Here is a 19,838-nt window from a genome sequence, read left to right as displayed (position 1 = left end):
ATTAGTGTAGCATCTAAACTTTACACTGAGCTACTTAATACCTAAATATCTAAAATGAGATTCGTGGTGAGAGCTTCAAATACAAGAAAATCAGCACTTTTAGCGACAAATCATACTGTGTACAGCTATGCTGTAGTCACCACTATGGTGCGAAGCTAAAAGTGATCCGCCGCGGCGGAGACTGATTTTGAAGTATTTGGAGGTCGTAATAGATTATCATTTTAGATTTTTAGGTAATAAATAGTTACGATACTTTCAGCTGCCCGGATCAAAGTTTTTCCTTTTTTGGATTACCATAAATTTTAAAGTCAATCTGATCAGGAAATTCACATTTCAGTTGTTGTTGGACATAGAAACTGGATTCGTGAGTGTGGTTGCCAGATATTATCGCTTTATTGACTATAAATTTATCCGCAGTTATATTGGCACCATCATTGATGACTGCACTTATTGATTCGCCACTTCCCGTCAAATGCAGATTTTGGTTACCATCCATGGAGATGTCAAGATTTTTAATGTTACCTGATATTTTGATTTCATTATTATAAAATCCACCTTCTGTGTCTTTGGCCAGTACTTTAAAATTATCCTGATTAAAACCTTCAATAGTGGCTGATTTTACACCGTGAAGCTGTACGAGTTCCAAAGATGGGGTTTCAATATATATGGTAACATCTTCGATGGATTCATTGTCCTGAACATCTATAGTCAATGTTCCATCCAGGTTTTTAAACGTAAGTTTTTCTACCAGTTCTTTATTCCCGGAAAAATTGGCAGATGACTTTTCTCCTTTTTTTATGACGACGTCAAAACCGTTTTCTATAATTATTTTGTTGTAATTGCCTGTGGCAATCTGCCTTTTGAAGTGATGGATTTCATCATATTCCTTTGAAAAAACGCCGTTTCCTTTTACAGTCCATTTCATGTTGTCTTCGCTGGAGTATACTTGCTCCCAATTCATCAGTTCCGAATGTCTTAATCTTCCCCTGACACTATTGTCCAAAATGATATTTTTGCCTTCGGGGATGAAGATCGTATAGTCTACGGATTGGTTTCGGTATTTTCGTTCTTTTGGTATGGTGAGATATTTTGAAATAGAAATTTCGCTATCATTTACTTTGATATCATTACCTACAAAAAGCGTATTTTGCTGAGCATCAGAAAGTTGTTCGCCCCTTGATGTAATTTTCTTTTCGACGTGGACAAACGCATCTTTGGATTTTTCGAGTTGGATATTTACATCTCGTATAGCCCATTGTTTGCCATTGTCTGCAAAAAATTTGTCTAAAAAAACACCCATAGAATGATCCAGATTCTCTTCCGGCATTGAGATCCTGATATCCGACGATCCGATGTTGTAGTCAGAGATAGCAGTGGTCACATGATGGGATTGATACTCCTTGATAGTACTCATCCCGGCAAACATGGTAGTAAATAAAGACAAAAACCACACTGTCCATAAGCCGGTATTTACATTTTTATTGATTCTATAAGAAAAAGCAAGTCTGGCCAACAACAGCATTGCTCCCAGAACAGGCAGACCAAAAGTAAAAAATAAAGATCCAATACCAAGGGAGCTTACAAATCCAGAATCAGGTCCCACAGCATGAAGCACAGGTGAAGCAAAAGACAATCCGACAAAAGAAGCTGCCCATGATATGCCTAATGCAGCCATCGCTATGATAGCAATGGTTATAAATATGGGTTTCAAAATAGTCCTGAAAACAGGAATAATACCAGAGGCTACACTTCCAAAAATATTGATTCCTTCTGCAAGGATAGCTTTTGCTTTAAATTGGTGTGTTCCTGATGATGTATCACCACTTTTTTTTTTAGTACCGTCAAAATCTTTGCTCCACTCAGTAATTTTATCACCAAGTTCGTTGAGTTCTTCCTCCACTACTTTGGCAATGTTACTGATAGTTGCCGGCTCACCGCGCATAGCGAGTTTGTCGCTGGCAGACGCCGCCTCAGGTACTAAAAACCACAGAACCATGTATACCACGAAGACAAATCCTCCTGAAAAAATCGCAGTAAGAACTACGAAAATCCTTAACCATAACGGGTCTTCAATTCCGAGATATGCGGCAACACCGGAGCAAACTCCACCGAGTTTTTTATCATCCGGATCCCTGAAAAGTTTTTTACCTGTATTGATTTTGGTATCAGATTTCTTACCCCTGGTGTTGCTGGTGTATTGTTCTGACATAGGCTCTGCTCCAAAATCTTCGGGTTTACCCATAATCATGATTACTTCATCGATTTCCTTCATGCTGATGATGGCTCTGCCTTTAAGGTGTTCCTGAAAAAGCTCGGCCATACGGACTTCTATGTCGTACAAAATTTCTTCACATCCTTCTGATGCGGAAAAATGACGTCTGATCGTACCCAGATAATTTTGTATGTATTCGAAAGCATCCTCATCTATCGCAAATGGATATCCTCCGAGATTAATATTAAAGGTCTTGTTCATTTCTTATTTGATTTAGTATTGTTTTGTGATTGATTTACAGCGTGATTTAATTCTTCCCAGGTTTCCCTGAGTCCTGACAAAAACTCATTGCCATGGGTGGTGATCTGGTAATATTTTCTGGGAGGACCTGACTTGGATTCCTTCCAGGTATATTGTAAAAGATCGGCGTCCTTGAGTCTGTTGAGCAAAGGATAGAGCGTACCTTCTACCACTATGAGCTTGGATTCCTTCAGCTTATTGATGATATCGGTAGGATATGCTTCTTCCTTTGCAATGATAGCCAACACACATAACTCGAGTACGCCTTTGCGCATCTGCGCTTTTGTATTTTCAATTTTTAATTCCATGTCATATTATATATTTGATTCAATTGCAATAACGACACAAAGATATAACATTTTATAGTACCATGCAATACATAGTACTATCTTTAAGCAGGTACTATATACAAACACATAGTTTTTATCGACGAAAAATAAAATAAATCTGTCGAATGGAGATCGGAAGTGTAGGTTGTAAGAAAAGAAATGACCTGAAAGGTAATGTGTGATGGATGTGCGAAATAGGTTAAACTGGAAAATCATTTTTTAGAAACGTAAAAATGAACATTGAATCTGCCATCGACATAATCAATTTAATTTTCAAAAAGGAAAACAGCGACTTTTGAATTTTTAGTTTTATGCAGCACTACTTAGAGTATGTTTAAATTTTTACGTTTGAGTGAAAGTGAGGAAATTTTATTTTGGACAAGATGATTGAATGGTCTCGTCTTTGACGAGAAATGAGTAAAATACTTTACTCAATAATGAATGAACTGCGAACAACGGCTCGCAGCGAATACTGAATCTATCCGGAAGCTCAAGTTTAGCATGACGCGGTACGGCGAAAAATATAACGCTGGCTAAAATTAAATTTGCCACTTGGAACCAAATGATAAAAGTTCAAACATACTCTTATTGCCTTATCAAACTGACATCGCCTTTGAGCTTTTTTTCAAATCCGTTTATGTTGTATTTTACTACCCAGATATAGGTATCGCTTTGTGCATCTTTTTCGCCTATACGGCCATCCCATTCATTTTTTATATTTTTGGACTCAAAGACTTGCTGACCCCAGCGATTGAATACATAAAATTCATAGGCAGAAATAATGTCTATGCAGAATTCCGGTTTATTGACCGGACCAAATGTACGGTTTAATTTCAAAGCATTCCAGGCAAGTGAATCTGTCCCTGATTCAAACCTGGCACCGACTCCTTCAGGGAAAAATACATTGGCATATATCAAATCCTGTGGTGTCAGATCGGACTCTTTAATCGTTGCGCTTGCGGTGCCTGTATTTCCACAGACATCTGTGATTGTAACAGAATATGTTCCGGTTTGATTGACATTGATACTTTCAGCAGAAGTGCTGTTTGACCAGGCATATCTAAGTTGACCGACCTTGTCGGCCAAAGCATTTAACCGAATATTTTTCGTTTGGCAAATGCCATCTTTATTGATACTTATGCTGGCTTTTGTGATTCCGGGTCCTTTCAGCTCCATATTGTAGGTACTTGCGGCAGTGCTTCCACACGCGTCAGTGATGGTAACGGTAAAGGTTCTGATCGCAGCACTATTGATAGAAATGGCTTTTGTTGCCTGGCCAGTACTCCATCTGTACGTCTCAGGTCCGAGGCCTGTAGAATTACCATTTGCTGTAAGGGTTCCGGTCGCCTGTCCGGTAAAACAGTCTACAGATATGGTGGGAGCTATGGTAGCAGCTGTAATTTTTGTCGGGAAAGTACCTACTGAAGTCGAAGCCGGAGCTTTTTCATCGCATTGGTCCGTTACTGTCACAGAATAATTTCCAGGCTGGGCGATTTCTATAGTATTTGTATTTTGTCCTGTGCTCCAGGCAACTGATTTTACCTGAGGATGTCCAGGTGTATAAGAAAAAGCCAAGGTTTGTCTTCCTGTAGTACAAAAGCTTCCCAATCCGAGATTCATACCTGCCTGGGGCTTATCATATCTGGCTAATTCAACAGTATCGCATAGCATGAAGCATACTTTTTCGCCTATAGTCACAGTGACTGAATATTTTCCGGTTTTAAATACTCTTAAGGTATCCAGAGTTGGTCCTTTTTCTCCGGTACTCCACTCGTAAAAAATGGCACCTTTTGTACCTGCCTTGAAAGTCCAGTCAATCGGTTCATTAGGGCAGAAGGGACGGACATTCAGTGCCAATACCGGTACATCATAATTGTTGGGTTTAGTCTTAAAAGTGACGGTATCCACTGTTCCGGCATTTGCTGTCGTCCAGATCAATGTATCCGCAAAAAATGATGCAGCGGTAAGGACTTGTTCAGATACATTTTCTTCACAGGTAGAACTGCCATTGGCATTTAGTTTGATAAAAGATGATTTTGTCATCTGGCTCTCTATAGCAGATGAAAACAAAGCTGAACCTCCGTCTGCTGTGGCAAATAAGTTACCGGTAAACTCAGATCTGCCACCGACTCTGGTATATTTTTTATTCCATACCAGGCTTCCATCCTGCTTTATTTTCATGACAAAAATAAAAGTCTTTTTAGCGATAGAGTCCATATTGATACCCGATAGGATGATATCGTTTTTTGTATCTAAAGTGATTTGAGAGATGATGGTATTGTCAAGAGCTTTAAACATGATTGTTCTACCCCAGTCCACGTCGCCGTTTTTTCTGGTTTTCAAGATAAAACCTCTGTCTTTTTGACCGGTTCTGGCCAAAACTCCGGTAAGAATATAAGTGGAATCAGCAAGTCTTAAAGCACCATATCCATGCAATCTTCCATCAAGAGATGGATTGGCTGTCCGGTACTTTTTGCTCCACCTGAGATTGCCAAAAGTATCTGTGACCGCAATGAAAGCAGTAAGATTGGAGGTATCTACTATGCCGGCAAGCAACAGCGAGCTGTCTTTTTCAAAAGAAAGATGGGCCACTCTTTCAGTTATGTTTCTACCGGCTCCATCTTTTGCGGATAAAAGTTTCGACCAGATATTATTGCCGGCATAATTTTTTCTACTGAGTGCAATGTCGTGGTCTGTACTGCTACCACCCACATGAGTGGAAAATAAGGATCTGTTATGATTTGCCAAAAGATGACTGAAAGCGGTGCCGTCTGCCATTCTGTTTGCCTGAGTAGTGTATGCCCTTATCCATCCGTTTTTCCCACCGATATCCAGTGAGCCTATAATTTTTGATGGTTTATTTGATTTCGTAGTGATCAGGCTGAAAAACAGACTATCCCTGTCTCCCTGAATGATGTTACCCAATGCTTGCTGGAGTCGGCCGAAAGCAGTATCTATGGCTATGGCTGTGGACCAGTTGATGTCTCCTTTTGGCATGTAGCTCGTGACAATGAGGGTATCTGATCTGAAAGACTTATCCGGTGTTTTTTCTACTTCGAGTTCAAGCGAAACGTAATTGCCATCTTTGGTCTGAATACCACCGATGCTCACGATATCCTTGTTTTTATCTGAAGCATAAGTCCTGTGAAAAGCACTTTGTGCTATAGAAAAGTGTACAAAAAAAACAGAAATAATAACCGGAATTATACTTTGACGCAAGATCATGCTTTATTTTTTACTAATTGTATAAAAAAGTCCCTTTAAAAAAATGCTGGTAAAGTTACTATTAAACTTCAAAAGTACAATATTATTTGATTTAAGAAATGTTAAAACTGTATTAAAATCCGAAATCAACCAAATTAACTTGTGCTGTCTTGCAGTAGCAGTGCTTCAACTAATAGTGAACAGAAAATATTGTGCGAAAAATTTAAATCACAAGTTATAGATTTTCAAATAATTGTGATTTATAAATTTTGCAAATCATTTTCTGTTGGGTATAAGCATCACATAATAGAATATGTCGTCCAAAATGCTGCTTTTACCCTGTAAGGTATGTATCCATCGGGTTCAATTGTGCTTTTAGCCTGCCTCACCGAAACGTCGTGCAGGTTGACCCCACTACGGAACTCATTATAGATATTTAGGTTCAACCTAGTGTTCAATGTCAAATGTGCTGACCTTTTTTGATTTTTTCAAAAAGAATGAAAGCTATCAATTCACCTTTGCACAATATAAATATTTTAAAAGTAAGGGTAGCTACATATGAAGGGGTGTTCTATAGTGTTGTACAAACAATGGTTATTGATAATCAATTGATTAGATGTGTATTTTGGTGAAATTTTAATTTAAGTCGATTGATAGTGTTATTTTATTGTACTTTTGATCTTCATAACGGAATTCATAAAGATATTTAGGTTTAAGATTATATACTGAAAAGTTTAACTCTATAAATACTTAACATATTTGGATTGGCACAGCACTTTGAAAGGTTTCCAGGCTTATCTACTGCTTGAAAAGTCACTTTCGGCACACTCCATCGAGGCTTATATCCGTGATGCTGAAAAACTAATGGAATATGTGATTATCAGCAAGATAGATCTTACGCCTGATAAATTGACAACTGACCACCTGACATCTTTTATTTATTATATCAATGATCTTGGCCTCGAGCCCAAAAGTCAGGCTCGCATCATTTCGGGAATCAGGGCTTTTTACAAGTATATGATGATGGAAGACATTATTGAAAATGACCCATCTTCATTACTGGAAGGACCCAAATTGCAGCGTGCATTGCCAGATGTGTTGAGCTATGAGGAAATAGACCATATGATCGGAAGTATAGATATGTCACTGCCACATAGTCAGCGTAACCGCGCCATGCTGGAGACTCTTTATGCCTGTGGTTTGAGGGTTTCTGAATTGATCACACTAAAGATAAGTAATTTTTTTCCTGATCAGGGATTTGTGAAAGTACTGGGGAAAAACAATAAAGAACGATTAATTCCTATTGGCACTTCAGCTATCAAACATATTCTATTATACTTAGATACTGAACGAAAAATTCTGCCCGTCATTGCCAAAAATCATGAAGATACGCTCTTTCTCAACAGAAGAGGGAAAGGTCTCACCAGAGTGATGGTCTTTACACTGATCAAACAATATGCAACACAAGCAGGAATCAGAAAGTCGGTTAGCCCGCATACTTTCAGACATTCTTTTGCAACCCATCTGGTAGAAGGAGGTGCGGATCTCAGAGCTGTTCAGGAAATGTTGGGTCATGAATCCATACTGACTACAGAAATCTACACTCATCTGGACAGAAATTACCTTAGAGAGACTATGATAAAATATCACCCGTTGAGTAAAAAAGATGGCAGAATTTAGTATGTTGATATTAGTAAATTTGTAATACCTAAATATCTAAAATGAGATTCGTAGTGAGAGCTTCAAATACAAGAAAATCAGCACTTTTAGAGACAAATCATACTGTGTGCAGCTAAGCTGTAGTCACCACTATGGTGCGAAGCTAAAAGTGAGCAAAGCGACTGATTTTGAAGTATTTGGAGGTCGTAATAGATTATCATTTTAGATTTTTAGGTAATATTTCATCCTTCACATTTGATAAATTAATGGCAATTGTTATCTTTGCCAGATTTATCGTCATTATATTGACGTTTAAGTCGACATTTTGAAGCTAAGTGTAAAATTAGGCTGAATTTTGTCACCCTATTCTTAGTCTCAATCTTAATCTCAACCTTATCGTCGATGTATCTCAACTGTCACTCCTACTTCAGCCTCCGCTACGGCACCTTCGCTCCCGAAGAGTTGCCTGGCATCGCTAAGTCTTATGGCGTGGAGTGTCTCGTCATGTCTGATATCAACAATACTTCCGCTGCTTTTCAGTTTGTACGTGCATGTCGCGAGCAAGGTATAAAACCCATCCTTGGTATAGAATTTCGTCAGGACAATGAGTTTCTATATCTCGGCATAGCCAAAAACGATGAAGGATGGCGCGAGCTTTGTTCCCTGCTCACAGAGTCCTCACTTACAGGCGAACCACTGCCCAAGGAAGCTCCCGAACTTCACCATTGCTACATCATCTATCGCAAACTACCCAAAGGTGTGGAGCTGCTCCGTGACTACGAATATGCTGGCATCAGACCCGAAGAAGTCAATCATCTGTACTCATCCTATCTCAAAAATTATCCCGACAAACTCGTCATCTTCAGTCCGGTGACTTTCGCAGATGAGGATGGATTTAAGGCGCACAAGCTGCTGCGTTGTATCGATCTCAACATCGTCATCGGCAAGCTTGACCCTAAAGATTGTGCCAAGTCATCTGAGATATTTTACCCAAAAGGTCATCTCGAAAATGTCTTCCAACAGTATCCACACATCATTGCCAACACACAACGTATCTTGGATACTTGCCATACAGAGATGGAGGCAACAAAGCTCCACAATCGTCGTACTTTCACTGGTGATGAGACGGATGACTTCAAACTTCTGACCAAACTCGCTGTCAGTGGGTGCAAAAGACGCTTTGGAGATAAGCATAAAAAAGCGATGGAGCGTACACTTCGTGAACTCAAAGTCATACAACAGATGGGCTTCTGTGCTTATTTTCTCATCACGTGGGACATCGTAAGGTATGCACACTCTGTAGGTTACTTCCACGTAGGTCGCGGATCAGGAGCCAACTCTATCGTAGCCTACAATCTCAATATCACCGACGTAGATCCACTGGAGCTGGACCTGTATTTTGAGCGATTTATCAATCCACATCGGTCTTCACCACCGGATTTTGACATCGACTTCTCATGGAATAACCGTGATGATGTCACCGACTACATCTTCAAACGATATGGCAAAGAACATACGGCCTTGCTCGCCACATACAATACCTTCAAGGGCAAGTCCATCATCCGTGAGCTCGGCAAAGTGGTTGGCCTACCCAAAGCGGACATAGACACCATCGTGGACGAACCTATGGCCGTGGACAAACATCATCCTTTTGCCAAACACATCTTTAAGTATGGCAAGATGATCGAAAAGTTTCCCAATTATCTCTCTATCCACGCCGGCGGTATACTCATCAGCGAAAAACCACTCAATTACCACACGGCATTACAACTCATGCCCAAGGGATTTCCCATCGTACACTTCGATATGTACGGAGCTGAAGATCTCGAATACCACAAATACGATGTGCTCTCGCAGCGTGGTCTCGGCCATATCAAAGATGCCGTTGATCTCGTCAAACAAAATCAGGGCAAGGCTATCGACGTACACAATGTGGCACAGATCAAAGAAGACCCAAACGTCAAAACCCAGCTCCGATCCGGTCACTGCATCGGCTGCTTTTACATCGAGTCGCCCGCCATGCGTGGACTGCTACACAAGTTGCGATGCGATAACTACGTACATCTCGTCGCCGCCAGCTCCATCATACGCCCGGGCGTAGCGCAGTCGGGTATGATGCGCGAGTACATACAGCGTTTTCATAAGCCGGACAGCTATACGTATCTCCATCCGGTATTTGAGGAGCATCTCGGCGAGACCTATGGTGTCATGGTCTATCAGGAAGACGTGATGAAGATCGTCCACCATTTCTCGGGTCTCGATCTTGATGAATCAGACGTGCTACGACGTATCATGACCGGTAAAAAGAAGAGTTCGGACACCTTCTATCGACTACAAGAGAAATATTTTAAAAACTGCAAAGAGCGTGGTTATCCCGACGAACTCAGCAAGGAAGTGTGGCGGCAGATCGAGAGTTTCAGTGGTTATTCCTTCTGCAAGGCGCACTCGGCGAGTTCTGCGGCAGAGTCTTTCCAACGTCTCTATCTCAAGACCTATTTTCCGCTCGAATTTATGACCGCCGTGATCAATAATTTTGGTGGATTCTACAGTACGGAGCAGTACGTCCACGAAGCCCGTATGTGTGGTGCCAAGATAGAAGCACCCTGCGTCAATAACTCTACCTACCTCACCAATATCTATGGTACCACGATCTACATTGGTTTCGTCCACCTCGCCAACCTGGAGCAAAAACTCGCCCACGCCATCGTCGAAGAGCGCCAGATACATGGCGATTACCGCAGCCTCAAGGACTTTACCCATCGCATCAATATCTCCAAAGAGCAACTCGAAATCCTCATCCGCATCGGTGCTTTCCGCTTCACAGGGATGAACAAGTACGAACTTATGTGGGAAAAAAATGCTGTCCACAATCCGCTCATCAAACACGCCTATGCCGGGGAGATGCTCTTCGACACAGAGATGGAAAATTTCACGCTACCTATACTCTCAGAGACCGAGCACGAGCAATCTTTCGACGAGATAGAGCTGCTCGGATTTCCGCTCTGCAATCCCTTTGACCTGCTCCAGACGAAGTTCCGCGGAGACATCAGAGCCACCCAAATGAAAGACTACATCGGCAAGACCGTCCGTATGGTCGGCTACTACGTCTGTCGCAAGTGGGTCACCACCTCCAAAGGCGATCTCATGAATTTCGGTACGATGACCGACGTAGATGGACACTTCTTTGACACGGTACACTTCCCACCTAGTCTGAAAGCTTACGCATTTCAGGGTAAAGGTTGCTACATCGTACTAGGCAAGGTAGTCGATGACTTCGGCTTCGCGAGCCTGGAAGTGAGCAAGATGGAGAAGTTGCCTTTTGTGAAGGATGGGAGGTATTGATTAAGATTTATCAATAATTTTTTCGTTATGTCTAAATGTAAAGTTTTGGACAAAAACAGAATAACCTTGAGGATAATCTAATTCAACCTGCTTTAACTTTGAAACAAAATCAACTAATTCTTTAACTGAATCAGTTTGTTTTTCTTTAATAAGCAATTTTAAAACATCATCATAACTGATCAATTTGGGTACAAGATCATCATAAATGGAGTATAGAGGGCCACGAGGATTTGGTATGGGCGCACTAAAATTTTGAAGAAATTCTACTATATCGGTTCTAGCAAAATTAGTTAAAATTGGATCAATTTTTCCTTTGAAATTATTTTTGAAATTCAAATAATTTTCGAAAGATTCTCTATAAATATCTCTATCAATAAAGTTTTGTTGCATAACTTCAACATTTTGTAAAAAGTAAAAAAGTTGATTATCATAATATTGATTTGTCACTATTAGTGAGTTAAACTTTTCAATAATTTCATTACACAATTCATTATTATAAATATGATCTACTAAAAAATATGAAATATTGCGACTAATATTGGCATTGTCTAACTTACTCGCATTGTCTAACTTACTATGAATTCCTGCAATGTAATGAAAATCAGGTATATTTAAGTGTTTTAAAATTCGTAGTAAATATTCTAATATAGGATTATATACACTATGTCGTGAATAAGGTCCACTTGCCATCTTACTATCTATGAGTAGAAGTAAGTCAGGGTCAATAAAATTGTCAGAATTGTTAAAGTAGTACTTTAATTTTTTATCTAAATCATCATATTTCCCATCCTTCAGCCATTTTTCAAATTTTTCTTCAACAATGGTTAAGTCATTCTCTGAAAGGATTTTATCAAGTTCTCTTTGGTCAATCTCATAAGCTGCATTGACCAAAGAAAAGTACTTGTGACGATACTTTATATCGCTTATTGGATACTTTCCATATGCTTGTTTCAAGACTTCTGATCCTGTATAATTATAATTCCCACTTTTCGCTTCGATATATTTGTCGTACTCTTTATGTCTTAGTATCTCAAGTTGAAATAATGTAAACCAATCACAGTTATCGCGTAGGTTTCGAAAGGCAACGTCAAACGAAGATATAATATTTTCATAATCCCTTGGCGTTTGGATTTTATCCAAAAAAAATGACGAGATCAATTCTTTATTCTTTTTTTCTTCATCCAAGTCATTTGCATCAAAGTCCATAACAAGACATAAGTCATTTCTATAATATTTCTTGAAAAGATCATCTTTATTTAATAATGGAATATCAACTCTTACCTGAAAAAACTTAGAAATATAGTTATCAAACTTAACTGAAGGAAGACGTAAGGTTCTTGCTAAATATTCTCTGTCATACCCAACAATAAAAAACAAATATGGTATATCAAAAGTATTACGCATCAATCTTAGCAACTCTTTTATCTCTGATTGGTCCAACCTATCCAAATCGTCTAAAAATACAACTAATCTTTTATCGTTCTTTTTAAGGTAGTTTGAAAGGTCTTTTTTAATGTCATCAATACTCGAGTCATCAGAAATGAGCCAAGAGAAGAACGTTGTGAATGTTTTAGTAAGTATGTCGCTTGAATCGGTTTCTATCTTCGAAAGAAATTTGTTGATCTTGGTTTCAAATTCATAATTTTCGGATTTTGATTTGATTCCGTTCAGGATTTGTATAGCAAATTCTTTTTCATTGGGTGTTTCCCAAGGTTTGAAATAGTAAGTAATGAATGTTTTAGGCTCATTTTTCATTTTTTCATACATCATTTCCATCAAAAATGATTTGCCTGAGCCCCATTCACCAACTAAACCATAATTATAAGAGCGTTCAATATCTTTTTTTAACTTAATATCTTCCAAAATTGACGCTGCAAAACCATCTCGATTTAACTCATCTGTTATAGACGTTTTCTCATATTTCTTTTTAATTGTTATTTCAGAAATAGTATAAATGATTAAAAGTAGAAATGGCATAGTCCAATAATATCCCTTAAATTCCCAATAGTTCCAAGTCTGTGCCATTATAATAATCACAGTCAAAAGAGCAGTAAGCAAAAGTTTAGACTTTCGTTGAAAAAAGCCGATGCAATAAAGATAACTTATAACTGAAATTAGTAGCGCAGATATACAGATATTATCCAAAATATTTTGCGATATTGGCTTCACCCAGACCCAATAAACAAATGTATACAATGACTTTTGCTCTAACAAAAATGGGAGCAATATTACAATTAGATTTGGGAAATATTTTTTTATAAAGTTCATGCTAATGGTTATGTAACTTCTAAAATTCACTTCCATAAAGGTTGTGTTTCCCAATTTTCTGGAAATCCCATATATTTAATATCTACTTCTGTAAATTCTTCAATTAACTTTTTCAACTTAGCTTTGAAATTACTATATGGATTAATGTGACTATGCAAATATGCTATCATACAGAATACGGCATATGTTTTTAACACCTTGTCTCTTGTGTTAGTTTTCGATGGAATATTTTCCCATCTATCTACCCAATTTTTTGATGTGCTTTTTGGCCATGTAGGACTAATCGTCAAAATTATATTCCACAATCGACTATGATGCGCACAAATATTCCGGATATACACTAAAGTTTCTACCCATGAAATGAAAACTTCATGATTCAATCCAAAGCTTCTGGCCACAGGGATAATATCTTTAAAATCTGCTACATTTTTCAAAATGAAGAGTAGTGAGTTAAAAGTTACTATTTCAAAAGCTTTCCAGGATGGTGGCAGAAATTGTTGGTATTTGTCTTTGTATTTTAAAATGAATTCCTGCTTTGACTCCTCAGTGTTGATGGTAATCTTTGAAAGAAAGTTTACATATTGAGGATAATTTTTAAATGCTCCGGAATTTTCATACCAAAAGCCGGAATTATATTTATGTGACAAATGGTAAATGATTTGTGTTCTTACAGCAATTTCTATTTGTTCGATAGCTTGAAATGTTAGTGTTCGTAATTCACTATCAAATTGATAAATACTAAATATCGACTCAAATGAAGTTTCGGGTTTGAATACTTCTTCCGTCTTTGGTTCTTCTAAAAACGGATACCAATAATTACTTAACCTATTGTAACTGACAAACTGCAGAATCTATTCCGCTTTCTTCTCATTCTCAAAATGAAGTCCTCTTGACTTTAGTAGTTTTACCTGATTTTCAAAGGATTTGGGTAGCTTATTGTATGATAGTTTATTTTGCTTTGCCATCACAAAAGTATAAAAAAAGAAAACCCCCCAAAAATGCACATCATCGTCAAAGACGAGAGAGGTCCGGGAGGTATTGATAATGCAAAGATAAGGGTATTTTTTTAATTAATTGAGAATTTTTTAAAATTTTACCGTTTGCTTTTGTGAAAATGCTTCTTTGCCACCGTACATTTCCCTCCGAGCCTGAAAGCTTATGCATTTCAGGGCAAAGGTTGCTATGCCGTACTAGGCAAGGTAGTGGATGGTTTTGGCTTTGCGATCTGGAAGTGAGCAAGATGGAGAAGCTGCCTTTTATTAAGGATGGGAGGTATTGAGGTTTAATTACGAATTACGAATGAGTGAATTACGAATGGGGCATAGAAAATAATTTAGATTAAAGATATACAAGTCTTTTACAGCACCCTCACTAAAGACAATTTCATAAAGAACCATCAAGTACAAGTTTTTTCACATCATTAAATGCTACTTTCTTATCGCTTTTACGGGAGTGGGCGATTATGATGTCTAAAAAATCTGGCCACAGATCACCATATTTTTCAAGATCGATTTGTACAAATTTCTTTTCTGCCTTCTCGTCGGTTATATAAACTATACCTTCTACCATATTTATTTGGTTTAAAATTAATAATAAAATAAGGTAAAATTTAGTTCAGAATACCAAGTACTGTGCGAATTTTCGGTTCTTCAGATCAACAATAAAGTTTTTGATACATCATATCGTTTACTTCCTTCATTGAACTCTTTGAACTTCATTGAAACACATTGAATTAATGGAAACCCACCCCATACCCGCATTGAAAAGTATTGTTGGGATCAAGTGTCTGGATACCTTCTTTGACGGTGAAATCCCCGTTGTGACATATGCTGTCTGCAATCCCGTGCCAGGGCTCGAGACAAAGGTAAGGTGCTTCGGGCTTCGTCCAGATACCCAAAAAAGGGAAATTTTGAAAGGTAAAATGTAGTCTTGAATCCGATTTTGAGTTTTTAATGATGATCTCATCACTCTTTAAGCCTTTAAAAACGAGTGCGTCCGTCTCAAATAAAGCATATGACAATTGTATATGATAGTCATTGATGGTGTTGTTTGATAATTCGTCACCGATCAGTGCTCCTTCGATTTTCCACCTTTTGGCTGAGTGATCTTTATTGAAATACAACTGATATTCATCAAAAGTCAATCCTCCATCCATAGGCAATACAAACCCCGGATGAAATCCAATGCTAAAATACATCAAATCTGAAGAAGAAGTATTTGTTACTGATGCAGAAGCTTTCAGCATGTTGCCATCGAGCTCATAACTACAATCCAACTTCCAGTCAAAGGGATATTTTTGTCTTGTTTCCGGACTACTTGCACTTGTTAAGAGGATACTTTGATCTGTCATTTTTTCAACACTGAAATGCAGGTCTCTGGCAAAACCATGTTGATGCATATTGTACTCATTTCCTTTGAAAGTCATAGTATCATTTTTCAATCTGCCTACTATCGGAAATAGCAGCGGTGCTCGTCTTGGCCAGAAAGTGGTGTCACCTTGCCACAGATGTTCTTTACCTGTATTTTTGACTATGATACTTTGCAGTTCAGCTCCTTCTTCTGCAATCTCCACCTTCAAAAAGTCATTTTGGATAGTATGATGCATCGATTATGATTTTCTGTTAGTAAAAAAGTACACTAAATCAACCATACGATCTCTGCTTTCACTTTGAGGAAATGATTGGATGATTTCCAAAGCTTCATTCTGATATCTTATCATGGCTTCCTGAGCATACTCCAGGCCGCCCATAGATTTTACAAAGTCAATCACTTCCTTGATTTTGGACTCATTGGTACTATCAGTTTTGATGTGATGGATGATTTTATTTTTTAATGATTTTTCCGCTTTGTTCAAGGCATATATCAGGGGCAATGTCATTTTTTTTTCCTTGATGTCTATGCCTCGGGGTTTACCTATTGACTCATCACCGTAGTCAAACAGATCATCTTTTATCTGAAAGGCTATACCCAGTTTTTCCCCAAAAGTCCACATTTTTCTGACTATTGCCTGATCTTCAGTGGCAGATGCTGCACCTGCAGAACAAGCAGCACCTATCAAGGTAGCAGTCTTCTGTCGGATAATTTCATAGTACACTTTTTCGTCGATGTCCAGTTTTCTGGCTTTTTCAATCTGGAGAAGTTCGCCCTCAGCCATTTGTTTTATGGCTTTGGATACTGTATGAAGGTGTTGATAATTGCCGGATTCCAGGGCTATATTCATACCCTGCGACAGCAAAAAATCTCCCACTAAAACAGCAATCTTATTTTTCCATAATGCATTGACTGAAAAATAACCTCTTCTTTGATAAGAATCATCTACTACATCATCATGAACCAATGTTGCAGTGTGCAATAGCTCTATCAAGGCAGCAGCTACGCTTGTTGATTCGGACGTTCTACCAAACATCCTTGCTGACAGAAAAACGAGAATCGGCCTGACCTGTTTCCCTTTTTTCTGGACGATATAGTAAGTGATTTTGTCCAGCAGTGGCACTGAGCTTTTCATGGAGTCTTTAAAGTATTTTTCAAAATCTTCAAGCTCTGCTTTGACTGGTTCTTTTATTTTATCAAGCTCTGATGCCATAAATTTGGGTCGTGCTGTTATGAAGGCACAATGTACGACTTTCCCTTAAAATAGTAAACGGTTAATAGTTAAGGGTGTATTTCATTTTTTTGCTTCACAGTAATCATCATCATTTTTTTATTTCGCAATTCAGACATGATGCCTGAGTACATTGCATCGTAGATACGATGTACAAACGAAACTTGATAAGAAGTCGAGCAAAGGACGAAAAAATGAAATGCATTCATAGTTAACCATAAATTTGTATTTTGGTTCTATGCATAGTTATCAGGTTTAAGATTTTTTATTTGCCAAGGCTATTATTCATTTCATGATATTCTTCACATCTTCCTGTTGACTGGAGAAAGTTGGTATATGATTCTGCTTTTTTAGCACACTACTTCTTTATTGTGGTTGTTGCTGAGTCACACAATGCACCATTCCACCGTTTTCATATAAGTTTCGGACATCAATTCCGAAACTTTCTAAAAGAGCAGGGCATAGAGTTACGAGCAAAACCATTAGGAAGACCGAAGGCATTGTCAAATCAAGTAAGACCCGGAGAAAGAAATCCCATAGAGGGCAAGTTTGGTCAGGCAAAGCGGGGTTATGGTTTTGACAAGATAAGAGCCATGCTGACTTCAACGAGTGAATCATGGATTTCCACCATCATACTGGTGCTCAACCTGGTCAAGTTGGCTGGGGTAGCACTGTATTGCCTGATACAAAACATACTAAGTGCTTTGAAGCAAAATTGTAACTTGCAGACAAATCAATTTTTATTATCGTTTTACGCTGGGCGGTCCCAGATGGTTCAGGCAATCGGATGATCTTAAGACATATTCAGCAGACCCTAATTATTCCCAACAATGGGTCTTCCCCTGACGTGTTTCCTTCTCACGCTCTAAAGTAAGAAACAATAAAATAACCAGCTATAAAACAAGAAAGCCTGACCGAAAAATATCGATCAGGCTTTGCGCCCCCTCCAGGACTTGAACCTGGGACCTGCGGATTAACAGTCCGTCGCTCTAACCGACTGAGCTAAGGAGGCATTTGAGATTGAGTTCTGGTAATATCTTTATATTTTTTTCAAATGCGGTGCAAATGTACAATTCTTCGTTTAACTTCGCAATTAATTGTATGATTTTTTCATGAAAAACTTTTACAAATGTCTTTCAGCATGATAACTACTCCTCACTAATGGACTGCTTTCTACATACATAAATCCACGGCTCAGTCCTTCTTCCTTGTACATGGCAAATATATCAGGATGTATAAACTCCGCTACCTCGATGTGCATCTTTGTTGGTTGAAGGTATTGTCCTATAGTGAAAACATCACAGCCATGGGCTACCAGATCATCCATAATTTTGTATACCTGATCTCTGGTTTCTCCCAATCCCACCATAATGCCAGATTTTGTCCTTTTGCCGTATGCTTTCGTGCGGCTGATCTGTTCCAGTGAGCGCTCATATCTTGCCTGCGGGCGAACATTCCGGTATAGTTCCTGTACGGTTTCCATATTGTGAGATACTACTTCCTGTCCGGCACTGATCATCCTTTCCAGGGCATCCCAGCTTGCTTTGACATCGGGAATCAAGGTTTCTATAGTGGTTTCGGGCGATATTTCTTTTACCTTCACGACCGTCTGGTGCCAGATTTCAGCACCTCTGTCTTTGAGCTCGTCTCTATTGACTGAGGTAATGACGGCGTGTTTTACACCCATAAGAAAGATAGCTTCTGCAACTCTGCGTGGCTCGTCCTCATCATATTCAGGGGGACGACCTGTTTTAACAGCACAAAACGAGCAACTGCGTGTACATACATTGCCTAAAATCATAAATGTAGCGGTGCCCGCTCCCCAGCATTCTCCCATATTGGGGCAATTGCCACTCTGACATATGGTGTGAAGTTTATATTGATCGACCAGAGTCCTGACTTTGCGATAATCTTCGCCTATAGGTAATTTAACCCGTAACCAATCGGGTTTTTTTGACTTCTTTTGAGCAATTGAAGGCAATTCAGAAATTATAGGTAATTCTATCACAATAGAAGGCTATTTTAGAGGATTTAAACTTTTAATCAAAAATTAATTTGTTCTCTTACCAAACTCTATAGTTGCATAAAAGTTTATAAAGTAGGGCTTGGAGCTTATGGCTTCTGTTTCAACCATAATTGGAATTTTCCGGGTATAGATGTCTCCCATGATGCCTACTTCAATTGATTTTGCATATTGTTCAAAAGCACCGAGTGAAAAAAACAGACCGAGTTTCCCTTGAATTCCGGGTGCTACACTTATATTTTTCCAACCACTGCCAGGCGATCCACCTCCAAAAATAAAGTTATAATCAAGAAACTTGTCCGCATTGGAGTCGTTCAATTTTTCTTCTTTAAGTTCATTGAGGAATTTCCCATTCCGCTCTACTCCATAAATCAACTCCAGATAATATGGCTTCAGAATGGCGATTGCTGGTCCTGCTTCATAATTATAACCGATTGCTACCCCTTTTCTTTTTGTTTTGTCTGTGAGAAGGGTTTTTGTCCCTTTGCCGGCTCGAATTACATAAAGACTGTTTTGTTTGCCAAACTTAAATGATCTGCTGATTTTACTGAACTGATAAGGTATATTTTTATTTTGCTTTTGTTCTCTGGGATCAGAAATATGCCCGAGTTCAATGTGATAATAGTTGGTTTTATAGTAAGATTTTATTTTGCCTTTATTGTAAGCTATACTATATCCATTTGTGTGTAGTGTCCCTTTTAGCGTAGTTTCATTTCTGTATACGATTCCTTTCCATTCGAATTCCACTTGTTTAGGTTGAAACGACTTTTGAGTCGATGCATCTAAAAGACAAAACATCGCGAAGAGTACTGAAAATGATATTCTAAATATTACATGCATATCAGAATGAAAATGGTGATAGTTATATTTTTAAACAAAAATACATCAAAAAGTTTGAAA

Annotated in this window: 12 protein-coding genes, 1 tRNA gene and 1 pseudogene; 3 read left to right on the top strand and 11 right to left on the bottom strand. The window is 38.5% G+C overall.

Annotation, left to right across the window (positions count from 1 at the left end; all coding sequences use genetic code 11):
* Window positions 1-268 precede the first annotated feature (268 nt).
* From IPK35_05555 to IPK35_05545, 3 genes are all read right to left on the bottom strand, one after another.
* Entirely contained in the window at window positions 269-2,473 is a 2,205-nt protein-coding gene (locus IPK35_05555) for a DUF2807 domain-containing protein (protein MBK8052741.1), read from the bottom strand.
* Window positions 2,470-2,820 carry a PadR family transcriptional regulator gene (locus tag IPK35_05550; GenBank protein ID MBK8052740.1) on the bottom strand — a complete coding sequence of 117 codons (351 nt, stop codon included), beginning with the start codon at window positions 2,818-2,820 and terminating at the stop codon, window positions 2,470-2,472. Before IPK35_05550 ends, IPK35_05555 begins: the two co-directional genes overlap by 4 nt.
* Before the next feature lie 606 nt (window positions 2,821-3,426).
* Window positions 3,427-6,066: a gliding motility-associated C-terminal domain-containing protein gene (locus tag IPK35_05545; protein ID MBK8052739.1), complete on the bottom strand. Its 2,640-nt coding sequence runs from the start codon at window positions 6,064-6,066 to the stop codon at window positions 3,427-3,429.
* Between the two features lie 738 nt (window positions 6,067-6,804).
* Here IPK35_05545 and xerD point away from each other — a divergent pair.
* On the top strand, window positions 6,805-7,725 hold the full coding sequence (gene xerD / locus IPK35_05540; protein ID MBK8052738.1) for a site-specific tyrosine recombinase XerD: 921 nt from the start codon (window positions 6,805-6,807) through the stop codon (window positions 7,723-7,725).
* A gap of 381 nt (window positions 7,726-8,106) precedes the next feature.
* A complete protein-coding gene (locus IPK35_05535) occupies window positions 8,107-11,046 on the top strand; it encodes a DNA polymerase III subunit alpha (protein ID MBK8052737.1) in 2,940 nt (979 codons plus the stop codon).
* On the opposite strand, the gene IPK35_05530 is transcribed toward IPK35_05535, so the two are convergent.
* The 5 genes from IPK35_05530 to IPK35_05510 form a co-directional block, all read right to left on the bottom strand.
* Entirely contained in the window at window positions 11,047-13,104 is a 2,058-nt protein-coding gene (locus tag IPK35_05530; GenBank protein ID MBK8052736.1) for an AAA family ATPase, read from the bottom strand.
* A 236-nt stretch (window positions 13,105-13,340) separates the two neighbouring features.
* Window positions 13,341-14,165, bottom strand: coding sequence for an Abi family protein (locus tag IPK35_05525; GenBank protein MBK8052735.1), 825 nt, complete (start codon window positions 14,163-14,165; stop codon window positions 13,341-13,343).
* Between the two features lie 532 nt (window positions 14,166-14,697).
* Window positions 14,698-14,883 (bottom strand): hypothetical protein, encoded by a 186-nt coding sequence (locus tag IPK35_05520; GenBank protein ID MBK8052734.1) that lies wholly within the window; start codon window positions 14,881-14,883, stop codon window positions 14,698-14,700.
* 163 nt (window positions 14,884-15,046) lie between these two features.
* Entirely contained in the window at window positions 15,047-15,919 is an 873-nt protein-coding gene (locus IPK35_05515) for an aldose 1-epimerase family protein (GenBank protein ID MBK8052733.1), read from the bottom strand.
* 3 nt (window positions 15,920-15,922) lie between these two features.
* Window positions 15,923-16,897, bottom strand: a complete 975-nt coding sequence (locus tag IPK35_05510) for a polyprenyl synthetase family protein (GenBank protein ID MBK8052732.1) — start codon at window positions 16,895-16,897, stop codon at window positions 15,923-15,925.
* A 449-nt stretch (window positions 16,898-17,346) separates the two neighbouring features.
* On the opposite strand from IPK35_05510, the pseudogene IPK35_05505 reads away from it, so the two are divergent.
* Window positions 17,347-17,589: pseudogene (locus tag IPK35_05505) on the top strand (transposase).
* A gap of 264 nt (window positions 17,590-17,853) precedes the next feature.
* On the opposite strand, the gene IPK35_05500 reads toward IPK35_05505, so the two are convergent.
* From IPK35_05500 to IPK35_05490, 3 genes are all read right to left on the bottom strand, one after another.
* A tRNA-Asn gene (locus IPK35_05500) sits at window positions 17,854-17,927 on the bottom strand.
* Between the two features lie 111 nt (window positions 17,928-18,038).
* Window positions 18,039-18,923: a lipoyl synthase gene (gene lipA / locus IPK35_05495; GenBank protein MBK8052731.1), complete on the bottom strand. Its 885-nt coding sequence runs from the start codon at window positions 18,921-18,923 to the stop codon at window positions 18,039-18,041.
* Window positions 18,924-18,965: 42 nt separating this feature from the next.
* Complete coding sequence (locus IPK35_05490) at window positions 18,966-19,736, bottom strand: hypothetical protein (GenBank protein ID MBK8052730.1); 771 nt, start codon at window positions 19,734-19,736, stop codon at window positions 18,966-18,968.
* Window positions 19,737-19,838: the final 102 nt, after the last annotated feature.

The sequence above is a fragment of the Saprospiraceae bacterium genome, from assembly GCA_016713025.1.
Lineage (GTDB): Bacteria > Bacteroidota > Bacteroidia > Chitinophagales > Saprospiraceae > OLB9.
This window is presented reverse-complemented; position numbering and strand designations above follow the sequence as displayed.